We start from the raw sequence: 16,108 nt of genomic DNA on the forward strand, positions 1-16,108 counted from the left end.
TATCCAACAATCCGGCCATGATCTATCGCCACGCTATCGGTGACCATACGCATGTCTTCGCGGATCTGCGCGACCTCATGGCCAAGGCAACGCCGCCGCGATCCGGTGACCGGTTGGCCGGAATTGCAGCCGAGACCGCCGAGCAGATGATCGCGGCGCGGATGGCGCTGGCGGATGTGCCGCTCAGGCAATTCCTGCAGGAAATGGTTGTGCCTTACGAGGACGATGAGGTCACGCGTCTTATCGTCGATACGCATGATGCCGCCGCATTCTCCACGATCTCGTCGCTGACCGTCGGTGGCTTTCGCGACTGGCTGCTGTCAGACGCGGCCACACCGCAAGTCCTTCAGACCGTCGCTCGCGGCATCACCCCGGAAATGGCCGCCGCGGTCTCGAAACTGATGCGCAATCAGGACCTGATCCTGGTGGCGAAGAAGTGCGAGGTGATCACGCGCTTTCGCAATACGATCGGGTTGCGCGGGTGCATGAGCGTGCGGTTGCAGCCGAACCATCCGTTCGACGATATCAGGGGCATCACGGCATCCATCCTCGACGGGCTGATGCTGGGCTCCGGCGATGCCTGTATCGGCATCAACCCGGCGAGCGACGATCCTGCAGTGCTGGGCGGGTTGGTGCGGCTGCTCGACGATGTCATCACCAAGCTGGATATTCCGACCCAGAGTTGCGTGCTCACCCATGTCACGACCAGTCTTGATCTCATCAACCAGGGCGCCCCGGTCGATCTGGTGTTTCAGTCGATCGCCGGGACAGAAGCCGCCAACAAGAGCTTCGGCATCGATCTGGCGATCCTGAAGGAGGCGCATAATGCCGGCGTCTCCCTGAAGCGCGGCACGCTCGGCGGGAACGTCATGTATTTCGAGACCGGGCAGGGCTCGGCACTGTCGGCCAACGCCCATCACGGCGTCGATCAGCAGACTTTGGAAGCGCGGGCATATGCAGTTGCGCGGGCGTTCGATCCTCTCCTGGTGAACAGCGTCGTCGGCTTCATCGGCCCCGAATATCTCTATGACGGCAAGGAGATCATCCGTGCCGGGCTGGAGGATCATTTCTGTGGCAAGCTGCTTGGCCTGCCGCTAGGCGTCGACGTCTGTTACACCAACCATGCCGAAGCCGATCAGGACGACATGGACAATCTGCTGACGCTGCTGGCCGCGGCCGGTGTGACTTTCGTGATGGGCGTCCCCGGCGCCGACGACGTGATGCTGAATTACCAGTCGACGTCATTTCACGACGCGCTCTATATCCGCGACCTCTTTGGGCTCAAACGCGCACCGGAATTCGACGACTGGCTGCAACGGGTTGGGCTCTCCGGAGCGGACCTTCGCATTCGCGATCGGGACGGCCTGCTGCCCGATCTGGCCGCGCGTCTGATCGCCTGACGTCAATAAACCGTCATAAGGCTTGGCGCTTGGCGCGCACTTGCGCGGAGCTGGTCACGACCTTGTCACCGCCCGCCACAATCTTGAAGAAATTCTGGCCCAGATTCGGACGTCGTGATTAGATCGCACAAAGTATTCGGCAGGAGTGGAACGGTTTTATCTCGGCAATGTTATTGAAGGTTCAGCGCTTATGGGGACCGCTGATGCATTCACAGAGGAATTTTGATGAGAGCTGAGGGCAGGCAGACGGTCCGGCGCATTCTGTGCGTCTTTCCGCGATACACGTCTTCATTTGGCACGTTTGAATATTCATATCCTCTGACCGACGGCGTTCAGGCCTTCATGCCTCCCCAGGGCTTGCTGCTGATTGCCGCCTATATGCCCGAGAACTGGGAAGTCCGTTTTATCGACGAGAACATCCGTACCGCCACGCCCAATGATTTCCTGTGGGCCGAAGCTGTGCTGGTGTCAGGCATGCACATCCAGCGCACACAGATGAACGACATCTGCTACCGCGCGCATTCCTACGATCTTCCGGTGGCGATCGGAGGGCCGTCGGTCTCGTCATGCCCCGATTACTACCCGGCTTTCGACTATCTCCATATCGGCGAACTCGGTGATGCCACCGATCAACTGATCGATATCCTGGAAAAGGATACGTCGCGCCCGGACCAGCAGGTCGTGCTGAAGACCACTGATCGCCTGGACATGACCAGGTTTCCCATACCGGCCTATGAACTGGCTGATATTCCGCGCTACTTCCTGGGCAGCATCCAGTATTCCTCGGGCTGCCCGTATCAGTGCGAGTTCTGCGATATTCCCGGCCTCTACGGGCGCAATCCGCGCCTGAAATCGCCGGAGCAGATCACCGCCGAACTCGACAAGCTGCTCGAATGCGGCATCATGGGCTCGGTCTATTTCGTCGATGACAACTTCATCGGCAACCGCAAGGCGGCGCTCGATCTGCTGCCGCATCTCGTCGAGTGGCAGAAGAGGACCGGTTTTGTCTTGCGCCTGTCCTGCGAGGCGACGCTGAACATCGCCAAGCGGCCGGAAATCCTTGCGCTGATGCGCGAAGCCTGGTTCGGCACGATCTTCTGCGGCATCGAGACGCCCGATCCCGTCGCTCTCAAGGCGATGAAGAAGGATCACAACATGATGGTCCCCATCATGGAGGCGATCGAGACGCTGAACAGTTTCGGCATGGAAGTCGTGTCCGGCATCATCCTCGGCCTCGATACCGACAAGCCGGAGACGGGCCAGCATCTGCTCGAGTTCGTGGAAACGTCACAGATTCCGCTTCTGACCATCAACCTTCTGCAGGCGCTGCCGCAGACGCCGCTTTGGGACCGGTTGAAGAAGGAAGGCCGCCTGAACGAGGACGAAGGCCGCGATTCCAACGTCGACTTCTTGTTGCCCTATGAAGACGTCGTGAAAAGCTGGCGGCGCGCCATGGGCAGCGCCTATGTGCCGGAGAAGCTGCTCGAGCGCTTCGAGTACCAGATCCGCCATACCTATCCGAACCGCATCAAGCCGCCGATCGGGGCCATGCTGACCTGGAAGAGCATCCGGCTCGGGCTGGTGATGCTGCGCAATATCTTCTGGAAGGTCGGTGTGCTCGGCGACTACAAGCGAGCATTCTGGAAATTCGCATTCCGGCGACTGGCGCGCGGCGAGATCGAATATCTCATCAGCGGGATCATGGTGGCGCACCACCTGATCAACTTTGCCCGCGATGCGTCCGGTGGTCAGACCAACGCGTCCTATTATTCGCTGAAGCTGCAGGACGCTGCCGTTCCGGCCGAATGAGCGATAGACTGGCGTCATGACAGATCGGAATGACATGACGCCGCCTTCACCGCAGCGCTCCCTCGCGGAGCTGCGGGCGCTGACGCCGGCGCGTGTCGGGCTCGGCCGGGCCGGAGCCAGTCTGACCACGCAAGCCTTGCTTGATTTCACGCTTGACCATGCCCGTGCACGTGACGCGGTCCATGCGCCCTTTGAGGCTGAAGCCATCGCGGCTGCGCTGGCCGGGCTGGGGACGAGCGCGCTGGTGGTGACGAGCCAGGTCGCGGATCGTGCCGACTATCTCAAGCGTCCTGATCTCGGCCGCCGACTGTCTCGCGAGTCACAGGAGTTGCTTGAAGGGCGCGACAGCGCCGCGTGCGATCTGGTGATCGTGATTGCGGATGGCCTGTCTCCGGCTGCGGTCAATGCGCATGCGCTTGGCCTGCTGGGCGCGTTAATGCCCAAATTGGCGGGGGGCGGGATCGGCGCTGTTGTCGTTGCCGGCGGGGCCAGAGTCGCGCTTGGCGACGAGATCGGTGCGTTATTGCGGGCCCGGATGACGATCATGCTGATCGGCGAACGTCCTGGTCTGTCGGCGCCGCAGAGTCTCGGCGCCTACCTGACCTTCGCCCCGCAGCCGGGTCTGACGGACGCTGCGCGCAACTGCGTGTCTAACATCCAGGCGGCCGGTCTGTCCTTCGAGGAGGCAGCGAGCAAGATTGCCTGGCTGGCGCGCGAAGGGCTGAATCGCAACATGACTGGTGTGGCTCTGAAAGACGAAAGCGGTCTGCAACTGGTGGCACCGCTCGTTGCACCAGCATGAAACAACAGCTTCTGCGCTCCATTTTGTGACCTGAAACGCAACCTCGGCGCGCTCGCCGCCTTGCGATGTGTCATACAGACCTGCTACATCTGGCCGCGGCAAATTTACCGCATGTTTTCAAGGGCTAGCGCTGTTCGGTCTCGCCGATTCCAGCCTTACTACTGCCCGCGACGCTTGCTAGGCAGACGCCGCTGACGACAGGACTGGACAGGGTATGCACGATACGGTTCCCCCCCACGACGCGGATATGAATAAATTGCGCAAGGGGCCGATCAGCATCGCCTTCGGACTCGAGCGCATCGGTCTGATCGCGGTGAAGGCGCCGATCCTGTCCTGTGTGATCCTGCTCGCGCTGGTGATCGGTGCGATCTTTGGCATCCAGCGGATCAAGATCGACGATTCGCTGAGCCAGCTATTTCGTTCTGACAGCAAGGAATACAAGCAATACGAGGAAGTGACGAAGCGCTTCCCGTCCACCGAGTTCGACGTGCTCGTGGTGCTCGAAGGCAAGACGCTGCTTGCGCGCGACAATCTTGGAAAGATGCGCGACCTCGTCACCGACCTGCAATTGGTCGATGGCGTGCGGGGGCTGATCTCGATCTTCTCGGCGCGTCAGACGCCGGCCCCCGGCAAGTTGCCGGCAGCGCTGTTTCCCAACGATCTTCCTGAGGGCGCCGATTACGACAAGTTTATCGAGACGGTGAAGCAGAACGAGCTGATCCGCGGCAAGCTTTTGTCCGACGATGGAACTCTGGCGCTGGTGGTGCTGTCGCTCGACCCGGCCGTGGTCAGCAACAGCAAGCTCAGCACCGTCGTTGCCGATATCCGCAAGACCATGAATGAGGACCTGGCCAATAGCGGTCTGACCAAGGAATTGTCGGGCGTGCCGGTGATGCAGCTCGAAATCCGCAATGCGGTCGAGCGCGATGGCCTGATCTATAACATCGCCGGCATTCTCGCCGGCTGCGTCATTGCGATCATCTTCTTCCGCAAGATCTCGTTCATGATCATCGCGGCGTTTCCGCCGCTGCTGGCGATCCTGTTGTCGCTCGGCGCGCTCGGCTGGGCCGGCTTCAGCCTCAACATGTTCCTCAATGTGATGACGCCGCTGATCATGGTGATCAGTTTTGCGGACTCGATGCAGCTCACTTTCGCGGCGCGTGACCGATTGATCGCAGGCGAGGACAAGTATTCGGCATTTACGAATGCGGTTCGTGTCGTGGGTCCGGCCTGCGTCCTTACCCATGGCACCGCCGGCATTTCGTTCCTGGCGTTGCAGTTCTCCGACTCGGACCTGATCCGCGCCTTCGGCGAGGCCGGCCTCACGGCCACCATCATCGCGCTGGTCGCGGTGCTGTCGCTGGTGCCGGTGTTCGGTGTGCTGCTGGTGCGCAACGAGAAGATTTTCGCTGCCAAGTTCCAGACCGCCGATGCCGGCGTGCAGGCGCTGCGCGCCTTCTGCTACTGGATTGCGGTGCGCATGGTCGGCCGTCCTGGCCTGTTCAGCCTGATCTCGCTCGTCGTCGTCGTTGGTCTCGGGATCGTTTACGCCAATCTCGAGCCGCGCTATAGGCTGGCCGATCAGGTGCCGGACAAGGAGCAGGCGGTCGCGGCCAGCGGACGGCTCGACGCCAAGCTGACCGGTGCTAATCCGATCGACGTGCTGATCGAATTTCCGAAGGGCGCGGATCTCTATTCGCCGGACACGTTGGCGACCATCGCCGAAGTCCACGCCATGGTCGAGAAGCAGGCCGGTGTGGGTAACGTCTGGTCGCTGGAAACGCTGCGGCGTTGGCTGGCGGAAAAGGCCGGCTCGTCGGATGTCGCGACGCTGAAGGAATATGTCAGCGTGATACCCGAACATCTGGTGCGCCGCTTCATCTCGGCGGACCAGACGGCGGTCGTCGTGTCAGGTCGCGTGCCCGACAGCGATTCGAGCAAGATCCTGCCGGTGGTCGACAAGCTCGACAATGCGCTGAACGCCGTTCGCACCAAGCACCCCGGCTATGAGATTGCGGTGACCGGCCTCTCGGCCATCGCGGCGCGCAACAGCGCCGGGATGATCGAGAAGCTCAACCACGGCCTGACCATCGAATTCGGATTGGTCGCCGTCTTCATCGGCCTCGCATTCCGCTCCTGGGTGGTGATGCTGGCCTGCATCCTGCCGGGCATCTTCCCGGTGGTGCTGGCCGGCTTCGTATTGTGGCTGCTCGGGGAGGGGCTGCAATTCGCCAGTGTGGTGGCACTGACAGTGTCTTTCGGTCTCGGCCTCAGCGCGACGATCCACTTCCTCAACCGCTTGCGTCTGGAAGACACGCCGGGCACCGATCCCGCGATCGCCGTCGAGCGTGCGACTGTGCTCGTTGGTCCCGCACTAATCCTGACGACGGTGGTGCTGGCCTGCGGCCTCGTGGTGACGGTGTTCTCGGATCTGCCGTCGCTGCGGCTGTTCGGCTGGCTCAGCGCCTTCTCGATGGTCGCGGCGCTGGTGGCCGATCTGTTCATCCTGCGCCCGACCGCGATGTGGCTGATTAATCTGCAGCAGCGTCTTACGGGCAGTTCGGTTCTTGCGAAGCAAGAGAAGTAATCAACCGCGCATAGCAAGGACGATCAAATAAAAAAGCCCCCGGATCGCTCCGGGGGCTTTTTTGTGAATAGTGTGGAAGCTGCCGTCAGCTCTTGACCATGTTGATCGAGACGCCGCGAATTTCACCCTTGGAGCTGATAGACACCGACTGCTTGTTGCCGCGGGTCGTCAGCGTGATGTTGGCGGCAAAACCCGCAGCCTCGACGAAAACGTCGATCTGGCCGCCACCGGCCTTGCCGACCAGATTGCCGTAGACGTTGCGGCTGGCTTCGCTCCAGCTGCCGGACACGTTGTTGCCCTGGCTGGTGACATTGCTGGAGAGGTCGAACTTGTAGCTGTCGCTGGCGCAGCGCAGCGTCTGAGCCAGTGCGCTGCCGCCGCCATCCACCTTGTAGGTCGCCCGGCAGCGAATGCGCTCCGACGACCCGTCCGACATGGAGACCGTTCCGGTACCGCTCCAGGCCCCGTCGAAGCCGGCAAACGGTCCGGACTGGGCATGGCCTGCGGACACAGACAGCAGCAGGATCGCGCCAGCGCCAACGGCCTTGAGGGCGTGCCCGAACCGCTTTGCAGAATGGAATGTCATGTAAGTTTTCCCAAAATAGCGCTGTGTAACCGAGTTATGCCGCGCCTCATCGAAGCTTAAGTGTCGCTGCACATCTTTAGGTTCAATAGAGCGATCATAATTGGACGATTGTAAAAGTAACATGTCACCGCCCACAAGCGCGAAGGTTCCCGGAGCGGAACGGGTGGAGGTGATGCGCGTCTGAACGATTGTCCTAAAACCTTATCTTGTCCTGCGGGGTTGGCATCGGCCGGTCCTGCAGCCCGTGCGGCCATGTGCGCAAGTTTTCGCCGCATTTATTCGTGTCTGTGGCGGCGGGAATGTTCTGTGTCCTGATTGCATCCCTCGCCTCGAATTCGCCGATGTACCTGAAGATAAGGCCTTTCCCGACGATGCGAATGTTTCAGTTTATGCTATGCACCACGCGGGCTGTGAATCTCGCCACCATATTGAAGGAAGACAATGCGTAAATTTCTCCTGGTACTGTCCGTGCTTTCCGCATCTGCCTCGACCGGCGCATTGGCCCAGCAAAACCAGCCCCGCAGCGGCACCGACGCGGAGCAGAAGGCTTGCACCCGCGACGTGCAGAAGCTCTGCCGCAACGTGATGGATCAGGGCGATCTTGTGGTTCTGTCCTGCCTCAAGGAAAACCGCCCCAAGATCAGCAAGGCCTGCAACGATGTGTTGGTCAGCCACGGCCAATAAGCCCGCCGATGTGAGATTCCGGGCTCGTGGCGCCGTTTTGGTCTCGCCGCGAGCCCGCTAAGACGTGATCCGGCCCGGCACTGGCTGCGGCCGAAAGTGGCATATTGGCATTGGTCTCACGGGCCAATTTGCCCTATATGGGGGCTCGCGGCCGACCCCGCCTGCCGGTATTACCGGACCTTGGCGGCCCCCGAGCCATCCCGTTTAAATCCAACGTAGCCAGTTCTGGATGACCCCTGCGAGCGAACTGCGATCCGGCAAGACCGATCGTGACGAGAATTTTCCTGTCGCGTCGTGGATTATCCATCCGCGCCACCGGGCGCTGATTCTTGCCTTCTATAATTTCGTCCGGACCGCAGACGACATTGCCGATCACGCGCTGCTCGATGCGCCTGCAAAACTGGCTCTGCTCGACGAGCTGGAGGCCGACCTGCTCGGTCAGGGTGACGGCCAGGCCGAAGCGGTGATCCTGCGCGAGGCGCTGCAGACGCGGGGTATGGCCCCGCGTCATGCGCTCGACGTCCTGACGGCCTTCCGGATGGACGTGACCAAGCTGCGCTACGCCGACTGGGATGAGCTCATTCATTATTGCTCGTTCTCGGCGATGCCGGTCGGACGTTTCATGCTCGACGTGCACGGCGAAAGCAAAGCCACCTGGCCGGCGTCGGATGCGCTGTGCGCGGCGTTGCAGATCAACAATCACCTGCAGGATTGCGGCAACGACTATCGCGATCTCGATCGGGTCTACATTCCGCAGGACACGCTGGACCGGCACGGCGCCTCGGTGGAAGATCTCAAGCAGGCGAAGGCGTCGCCGGCGCTGCTGGCCTGTATTCGCGAGCTGGTCGCCAAGACCGAGACCCTGATGCACGAGAGCGAGACGCTGACGGTTCATATCGCGGACGTCCGGCTGGGCTGCGATGTCGCCGTCATCGAGACTTTTGCCTGGCAGATCCTGAAGATGCTGAAGATGCGCGATCCGCTGAGCGAGAAGGTTCATCTCTCTAAGGCCAGCATGGCTGGCTACGCGCTTGCCGGCATTGCCGGCGGGCTGTGGCGCCGCGCCACCACGAGCGCCCCGATGCCTCGTTCGACGACGCCGGGCGCATGAACCAGATGACGAGCCAGGTGAATAATAGCGAATCTCAGAGCGAGGTTCAGGGCGTTGCTGCCGGCAGCTCGTTCTATGCCGCGATGCGCATTCTGCCGCGTGCCCAGCGCGATGCGATGTTCCAGATCTACAGCTTCTGCCGTCAGGTCGACGATATCGCGGATTCCGATGGTCCGCGCGACGTCAGGCTCGCTGACATGCAGCAGTGGCGCGCAGATATCGATGCGCTCTATGCAGGCAATCCGCCAGCGCGTGTGCGCGACTATGCCGGGCCAATCAAGCAATTCGGCATGCGCAAAGAGGATTTCATCGCCGTCATCGACGGCATGGAGATGGATATCCCTGCGGATATCCGTGCGCCTGACGATGCGACGCTCGATCTGTATTGCGATCGTGTTGCCAGTGCCGTCGGCCGCTTGTCGGTTAAGGTGTTCGGCATGCCGGACGAAGACGGCATTCTGCTGGCGTATCATCTCGGCCGTGCGCTGCAGATCACCAATATCCTGCGCGATATCGACGAAGACGCCGACATCGGCCGTCTCTATCTGCCGCGTGAGCTGCTCTATCACGCCGGCATCACGTCGAGCGATCCGGACGTGGTGCGCGCCAGCCCGGCATTGCCGAAGGTCTGTGTGCCGCTGGTGAAGCGGGCGCAGGCGCATTTCGAAAAGTCCGACGAGATCATGGCGCGTAACAAGCGCCGCGTGGTGCGCGCACCGCGGATCATGTCGAAATATTATCACGCCATCCTGGAATTGCTGGTGGCGCGTGGCTTTGCTTTGCCGCGCGACCCCGTTCGTCTCGGCAAGGCCTCCAAGATAGCGATCCTGCTGCGATACGCGATTATCTGATGCAAAAGACCGCTCATATCATTGGTGCCGGCGTTTCCGGCCTGTCGGCCGCCGTGCGTCTCGTCAATGCCGGCTTCAAGGTCCACGTCCATGAGGCGACGCAGCAGGCCGGTGGCCGCTGCCGGTCGTATTTCGACGCGCAGACACAGCTCCAGATCGACAACGGCAACCATCTGGTTCTGTCGGGCAACAGCCACGTCGTGGCCTATGCGAAGTCGATTGGCACCGAGGCCGGGCTCGTTGGTCCGAAGCGGGCGCAATTCGCATTTGCTGATGCCAAGACTGGCAAGCGCTGGCAGCTTGATCTCGGCGATGGCAAGATCCCGACATGGTTGTTCGACAAGACGCGCCGCGTCCCTGACACATCAGTCGGCGATTATCTCGCTCTGTCGCCGCTGATCTGGTCGTCGAATAGTCGTCTCGTCGGCGATGCCATTCGCTGTGAAGGCGTCCTCTACGATCGTCTGGTGCAGCCACTATTGCTGGCCGCGCTCAATGTCGATCCGCCGGAAGGCTCGGCTGGCCTCGCCGGCGCCATCGTGCGCGAAACGCTGCTGGCAGGCGGGCAGGCGTGCCGTCCGCTGATCGCCCGCGCGGGTCTTAGCGATGTTCTGGTCGAGCCTGCGATCGAATTGCTGCGCGCCAAGGGCGCCGGCGTTCATTTTGGCCATGAGCTGCGCGGTTACACCATGAGTGGTGATCGCGTCACCGAGCTGAAGTTTGGCGCTGAAGACGTCATCACGCTTGGCGCGGACGACGTCGTGGTGATGGCTGTTCCGCCATGGGCCGCAAAATCGCTATTGCCTGGCGTGAAGACACCTACCGAATTCCGCGCGATCGTGAACGCGCATTTCAACTACGTTCCGCCAGCAGGCCACGCGCCGCTGGTCGGCGTTGTCGGCGGTGTGGTGGAATGGTTGTTTGCTTTCCACAATCGCCTGTCGATCACGATCAGCAATGGCGACCGTTTCGTGAACACACCGCGCGAACAGTTTGCGCAACAGATCTGGGACGAGATCTGCAAGATTTCGAATATCCAGGCGCCGCTGCCCGCCTGGCAGATCGTGCGCGAGCGCCGTGCTACTTTTGCGGCTACGCCTGCCCAGGATGCCCTGCGTCCGGGCACACGCACCGATTTCAAGAATCTTTTTCTCGCGGGCGATTGGACCGATACCGGTCTGCCGGCGACTATTGAGGGATCGGTGCGGTCGGGTGACCGCGCGGCCGATCTCGTTCTGGCGATGCGCTGACTGTCGCGCAACCAGACGATCATTCACGACGAGTACGGAGATATGGCGAGCGAGATGCATTCGGTCAGTCCAGAGATCACAATTCAGAACGCGGCGCTCGAGACGAGCATCGCTTCGGCGAAGCAGGGCCTGCTGAAGTTCCGGCAGCCTGACGGCCATTGGGTATTTGAGCTCGAAGCCGACGGCACGATCCCGTCAGAATACGTGTTGTTGCGGCACTACCTCGGCGAGCCCGTCGATGCCGAGCTTGAAGGTAAGATCGCCAACTATCTGCGCCGCACCCAGGGCAAGCATGGCGGCTGGGCGCTGGTGCAGGACGGCGACTTCGATATGAGCGCCAGCGTGAAAGTGTATTTCGCGCTGAAGATGATCGGTGATTCGACCGACGCGCCGCATATGGTTCGCGCCCGCGAAGCGATCCGCTCGCGCGGCGGCGCCGTCAACGTCAACGTCTTCACGCGCTTCCTGCTCGCGATGTTCGGCATCCTCTCCTGGCGCGCCACTCCGGTGCTGCCGGTCGAGATTATGCTGCTGCCGATGTGGTTTCCGTTCCACCTCAACAAGATGTCCTACTGGGCGCGCACCACCATCGTGCCGCTCATGGTGCTCGCAGCGCTGAAGCCGCGCGCGCAGAACAAGAAGGGCGTCGGCATCGACGAACTGTTCCTGGAAGATCCATCCAGGATCGGTGGCATTAAACGCGCACCGCATCAGAGTCGCGCGATGTTCGCCTTCTTCACCGGTATCGATATTCTGCTCCGCGCCGCCGAACCGTATTTTCCCAAGAAGCTGCGCGCCCATTCGATCGCGAAAGCCGTCGAGTTCTGCGAGGAGCGCCTGAACGGCGAGGATGGTCTCGGTGCGATCTATCCGCCGATGGCCAATATGGTCATGATGTATGAAGTGCTCGGCTTCCCCGCCGACTATCCGCCCCGCGCCATCCAGCGGCGCGGTATCGACAAGCTTCTGATTGTCGGTGAGGTCGAAGCCTATTGCCAGCCTTGCGTATCGCCGGTGTGGGACACCGCGCTGACCGCGCATGCGATGCTGGAGACCGGCGGCGATGAAGCGTTCGGTCCGGCGAAAGAAGGTCTCGACTGGCTGGCTACCAAGCAGGTGCTCGACGTGAAGGGCGACTGGGCGGTGAAGCGGCCGGACCTGCGTCCGGGCGGCTGGGCGTTCCAGTACAACAACGCCTATTACCCGGATCTCGACGACACGGCCGTGGTGATGATGGCGATGGACCGCGCACGCCGTCAGACCGGCGGCAAGGAATACGACGTTGCGCTCGATCGCGGCCGGGAGTGGATCCTCGGCATGCAGAGCAGCGACGGCGGCTTCGCGGCGTTCGAGGTCGATAACCTCGAATATTACCTCAACAACATTCCGTTCTCGGACCATGGCGCGTTGCTCGATCCGCCGACAGAGGATGTCACCGCGCGTTGTGTCTCGATGCTGGCGCAGCTTGGCGACACCGTCGAGACCTCGAAGCCGCTGGCAGACGGTGTGGAATATCTGCGCCGTACCCAGCTCGCAGAGGGCTCCTGGTATGGCCGCTGGGGCCTGAACTACATCTACGGCACCTGGTCGGTGCTGTGCGCTCTCAATGCCGTTGGCATTGATCACCGGGATCCAGCGTTTCGCAAGGCGGTGGACTGGCTGCTGTCGATCCAGAACGAGGACGGCGGCTGGGGCGAAGATGCGGTCAGCTATCGACTCGACTACAAGGGATTCGAGGCGGCCCCGAGCACGTCGTCGCAAACGGCATGGGCCTTGCTTGCGCTTATGGCGGCAGGCGAGGTCGATAATCCGGCTGTCGCCCGTGGAACGCGGTACCTGATGGACACACAGACGGAAAAAGGACTCTGGGACGAGGCCCGTTACACGGCTACCGGCTTCCCCCGTGTGTTTTATCTGCGTTATCATGGCTACTCGAAATTCTTCCCGCTCTGGGCGTTGGCGCGGTTCCGGAATTTGAAGAGCACCAACAGCAAGACCGTAGGGGTTGGGATGTGATTTTGGGCGATGGGGGCATTTCGACCGCGGGCGATATAACCGACCCGCGGCCGGTATTGATCGTCACGGGGCTGGTGCAGGAAGCGAAGATCGCTGCCGGGCCGGGAATGACCGTCATTTGCAGTTCAAGCGACCCCGTCCAGCTCCGCAGCCTGCTGGCTGACTTCGACCCCGCCAGCATCCGCGGCGTCATCAGCTTCGGCGTCGCCGGCGGCCTCGATCCCGATCTCAAATCAGGCGCTGTCGTTGTGGCCACGGAAGTGGTGGCCGGCAACAGCCGTTGGTCAGCGTCTGAAGTCCTTAGCGATGAACTGATCGCCGGTGCCGGCGTCGGCCGCCAGAAGGTGTTTCGCGGTGGTCTGGTTGGTGTCGAGAAGGTCGTGACGGGGCAGGCCGGCAAGGCCGCATTGCGCTCGGAATTCGGTGCCGCTGCTGTCGATATGGAAAGCCACATCGCCGCCGAGTTCGCCGCCATGGCCGGACTGCCCTTTGCCGCTTTGCGCGTGGTCAGCGATCCCGCCCATCGCGCCCTGCCGGAAATCGCCACCACTGCGATCAAACCCAATGGTGATGTCGATCTGCGCAAGGTGCTGCGCGGCATCGCCCGCAATCCTCTGGTGATTCGGGCGCTGGTTTCGACCGGGCGCGACTTCAATCGCGCTTTGCGCAGCCTGCGCGACTGCCGCAGCTATCTGCTGGGTCACACCAACCTGGTTTCCGCGGACGTCTGAGCAAGGCTCTGATAGGCCTTACTGGCCGCTCTCCACTAACATCGCTACAAAGAAAAAGGGCGCGATTTGCATCGCGCCCTTTTTGATATCCGATCCGAAACCGCTCAGGCGGCGGTCGAAGCTTTCTGGGCCTTTTCCTCGGCCTTTGCGGCGGCGGCGAGAGCTTCTTCCTTGCGGATGTCCGACAGACGCTTCTGAACTTCCGACGAGAACACGTACTGCGCCGGGCGCTGCTTGGTGAGGTCGATTTCCGGCGCCATCGGGCCCGAGGTCTTGATGCCGCGCATCGCCACCCACATGGCCTTGAAGGGGTTGCTGATCGCCGCGTCCGCAGCGGTCGGCTCGTAGCCGCAATGGGCCATACAGTCGGCGCACTTCTCGTACTTGCCGGTGCCGTAGGTGTCCCAATCGGTGGTGTCCATCAGTTCCTTGAACGTCTTGGTGTAGCCTTCACCAAGCAGGTAGCAGGGCTTCTGCCAGCCGAAGATGTTGCGCGCGGGCATGCCCCACGGCTTGCACTCGTATTCCTGGTTGCCGGCGAGGAAGTCCAGGAATAGGCCGGAATGCATGATGTTCCACTTCTTGCCCTTGCCGAGCGCAAAGACGTCGCGGAACAGCTTCTTGGTCTTGGTGCGGTTCAGGAAGTGCTCCTGATCCGGCGCACGCTCATAAGCGTAGCCCGGCGACATCGAGACGCCGACACCGAGCTCCACGGTGAAGTCGAGGAACTTGGCAATGTCCTCGGCCGCGTGGCCGTCGAAGATGGTCGCGTTGACGTTGACCGCGAAGCCCTTGGCCTTGGCGGCCTTGATCGCGGACACGGCCTTGTCGAACACGCCTTCCTGCGACACGGCCTTGTCGTGATGATCCTTGAGGCCATCGAGATGCACCGAGAAGAACAGGTAGGGCGACGGCGTGAACAGGTCGAGCTTCTTCTCAAGCAGCAGCGCGTTGGTGCAGAGCGAGACGAACTTCTTGCGCTCGACCAGGCCGCGCACAATCTCGCCGATTTCCTTGTGGATCAGCGGCTCGCCGCCCGGGATCGCAACCATCGGCGCGCCGCACTCGTCCGCAGCATCCCAGCATTCCTGCGCCGACATGCGGCGATTCAGGATGGCGTTCGGATAGTCGATCTTGCCACAGCCGACACAGGCCAGGTTGCAGCGGAAGAGGGGTTCCAGCATCAGCACCAGCGGATAGCGCTTCTGGCCAGTCAGCTTCTTCTTCAAGAGATAGGAGCCGATCTTCATTTCTTTAAAAAACGGAATGGCCATTTCGAATTTTCTCTCTGCGCATCACATCGTGACGAAGGTGGATCAAACCGCGGTCAGTTCGGCGGGTAGCTTGAATTCGATATTCTCTTCACGTCCGGGCAACACCGACACCGCAACCGGTCCGATCCGCCGTAAGGTCTCGATCACGTCATCTACAAGCACTTCTGGCGCGGATGCGCCAGCCGTGATGCCTACGGCACGCGCATCCTTCAACCAGGCGGGGTTGAGTTCGCTGCCATCGGCAATGAGGTAACTTGCGACACCGACTTCGGTGCCGATTTCGCGCAACCGGTTCGAGTTGGAACTGTTGGTCGCCCCGACGACCAGGATGACGTCCACGAGCTTACTGAGGTCTCTTACCGCAGATTGGCGGTTTTGTGTTGCATAGCAGATATCGCGGGTATCGGGGCCCTCAATGTCACTGAAACGCTGTTCCAGGGCCAAAATGATGTCCTTGGTGTCATCCACGCTGAGGGTCGTCTGGGTGATATAGGCGACCGGTTCCCGCGGTGGCAGCGTCAGTGCCTTGACGTCCTCAACGCTCTGAACAAGGTAAACCGGGCCGGGTACCTGTCCCATGGTACCGTCAACCTCCGGATGACCTGCGTGGCCGATCAGAATGACCTTGCGGCCCTTGGACATGTACCGCTTGCCCTGGTTGTGGACCTTGGTGACAAGCGGACAAGTTGCATCCAAAACAGGCAGGCCACGGGTAGCCGCTTCTTCCTCGACGCTGCGGGCGACGCCATGGGCGCTGAAGACGGTCATCGCATTCGGAGGCACTTCGGAGAGTTCCTCGACGAAAATGGCGCCCTTGGCCTTCAGGCTCTCGACCACGTATTTGTTATGGACGATCTCATGGCGGACATAGACCGGCGCGCCGTAGCGCTCGAGAGCACGCTCGACGATCTCGATTGCACGCACGACGCCCGCGCAGAAGCCGCGCGGCTGAGCCAGAAAGATTTCAAGGGGACGACGATCAAGCACGTGGTACAAAGTCCATAATC

At 61.3% G+C, this 16,108-nt stretch carries 13 protein-coding genes; 10 read left to right on the forward strand and 3 right to left on the reverse strand.

Annotation, left to right across the window (positions count from 1 at the left end):
• Nucleotides 1-17 precede the first annotated feature (17 nt).
• From AB8A38_RS28770 to AB8A38_RS28785, 4 genes are all read left to right on the forward strand, one after another.
• Entirely contained in the window at nucleotides 18-1,400 is a 1,383-nt protein-coding gene (locus tag AB8A38_RS28770; RefSeq protein ID WP_439088288.1) for an ethanolamine ammonia-lyase subunit EutB, read from the forward strand.
• Between the two features lie 225 nt (nucleotides 1,401-1,625).
• Nucleotides 1,626-3,209 (forward strand): B12-binding domain-containing radical SAM protein, encoded by a 1,584-nt coding sequence (locus AB8A38_RS28775; protein WP_439088290.1) that lies wholly within the window; start codon nucleotides 1,626-1,628, stop codon nucleotides 3,207-3,209.
• A 34-nt stretch (nucleotides 3,210-3,243) separates the two neighbouring features.
• Nucleotides 3,244-4,011: an ethanolamine ammonia-lyase subunit EutC gene (gene eutC / locus AB8A38_RS28780; RefSeq protein ID WP_439088291.1), complete on the forward strand. Its 768-nt coding sequence runs from the start codon at nucleotides 3,244-3,246 to the stop codon at nucleotides 4,009-4,011.
• Nucleotides 4,012-4,258: 247 nt separating this feature from the next.
• Nucleotides 4,259-6,598, forward strand: coding sequence for an efflux RND transporter permease subunit (locus AB8A38_RS28785; RefSeq protein ID WP_244628587.1), 2,340 nt, complete (start codon nucleotides 4,259-4,261; stop codon nucleotides 6,596-6,598).
• Nucleotides 6,599-6,683: 85 nt separating this feature from the next.
• Here the strand turns inward: AB8A38_RS28785 and AB8A38_RS28790 are convergent, their stop codons facing one another.
• Complete coding sequence (locus AB8A38_RS28790) at nucleotides 6,684-7,184, reverse strand: hypothetical protein (protein WP_439088293.1); 501 nt, start codon at nucleotides 7,182-7,184, stop codon at nucleotides 6,684-6,686.
• A 441-nt stretch (nucleotides 7,185-7,625) separates the two neighbouring features.
• Between AB8A38_RS28790 and AB8A38_RS28795 the strand changes: the two genes are divergently transcribed.
• The 6 genes from AB8A38_RS28795 (at nucleotide 7,626) to AB8A38_RS28820 (ending at nucleotide 13,827) form a co-directional block, all read left to right on the forward strand.
• Entirely contained in the window at nucleotides 7,626-7,868 is a 243-nt protein-coding gene (locus tag AB8A38_RS28795) for a cysteine rich repeat-containing protein (RefSeq protein ID WP_092146618.1), read from the forward strand.
• Nucleotides 7,869-8,097: 229 nt separating this feature from the next.
• On the forward strand, nucleotides 8,098-8,979 hold the full coding sequence (hpnC, locus tag AB8A38_RS28800) for a squalene synthase HpnC (protein ID WP_315842968.1): 882 nt from the start codon (nucleotides 8,098-8,100) through the stop codon (nucleotides 8,977-8,979).
• A complete protein-coding gene (hpnD, locus tag AB8A38_RS28805; protein WP_439088294.1) occupies nucleotides 8,976-9,830 on the forward strand; it encodes a presqualene diphosphate synthase HpnD in 855 nt (284 codons plus the stop codon). The genes hpnC and hpnD overlap by 4 nt, the downstream gene beginning before the upstream one ends.
• Nucleotides 9,830-11,080: a hydroxysqualene dehydroxylase HpnE gene (gene hpnE / locus AB8A38_RS28810; RefSeq protein ID WP_315842967.1), complete on the forward strand. Its 1,251-nt coding sequence runs from the start codon at nucleotides 9,830-9,832 to the stop codon at nucleotides 11,078-11,080. Before hpnD ends, hpnE begins: the two co-directional genes overlap by 1 nt.
• A 42-nt stretch (nucleotides 11,081-11,122) precedes the next feature.
• On the forward strand, nucleotides 11,123-13,096 hold the full coding sequence (gene shc / locus AB8A38_RS28815; protein WP_410001817.1) for a squalene--hopene cyclase: 1,974 nt from the start codon (nucleotides 11,123-11,125) through the stop codon (nucleotides 13,094-13,096).
• Nucleotides 13,093-13,827, forward strand: a complete 735-nt coding sequence (locus AB8A38_RS28820; protein WP_439088295.1) for a phosphorylase — start codon at nucleotides 13,093-13,095, stop codon at nucleotides 13,825-13,827. Before shc ends, AB8A38_RS28820 begins: the two co-directional genes overlap by 4 nt.
• Nucleotides 13,828-13,931: 104 nt before the next feature.
• Here AB8A38_RS28820 and hpnH read toward each other — a convergent pair whose 3' ends face one another.
• Entirely contained in the window at nucleotides 13,932-15,101 is a 1,170-nt protein-coding gene (hpnH, locus tag AB8A38_RS28825) for an adenosyl-hopene transferase HpnH (protein WP_439088296.1), read from the reverse strand.
• Nucleotides 15,102-15,143: 42 nt separating this feature from the next.
• A complete protein-coding gene (gene ispH, locus AB8A38_RS28830; protein ID WP_439088298.1) occupies nucleotides 15,144-16,088 on the reverse strand; it encodes a 4-hydroxy-3-methylbut-2-enyl diphosphate reductase in 945 nt (314 codons plus the stop codon).
• Between the last annotated feature and the right edge of the window lie 20 nt (nucleotides 16,089-16,108).

The sequence above is a fragment of the Tardiphaga sp. 839_C3_N1_4 genome, assembly GCF_051811045.1.
Classification (GTDB): domain Bacteria; phylum Pseudomonadota; class Alphaproteobacteria; order Rhizobiales; family Xanthobacteraceae; genus Tardiphaga.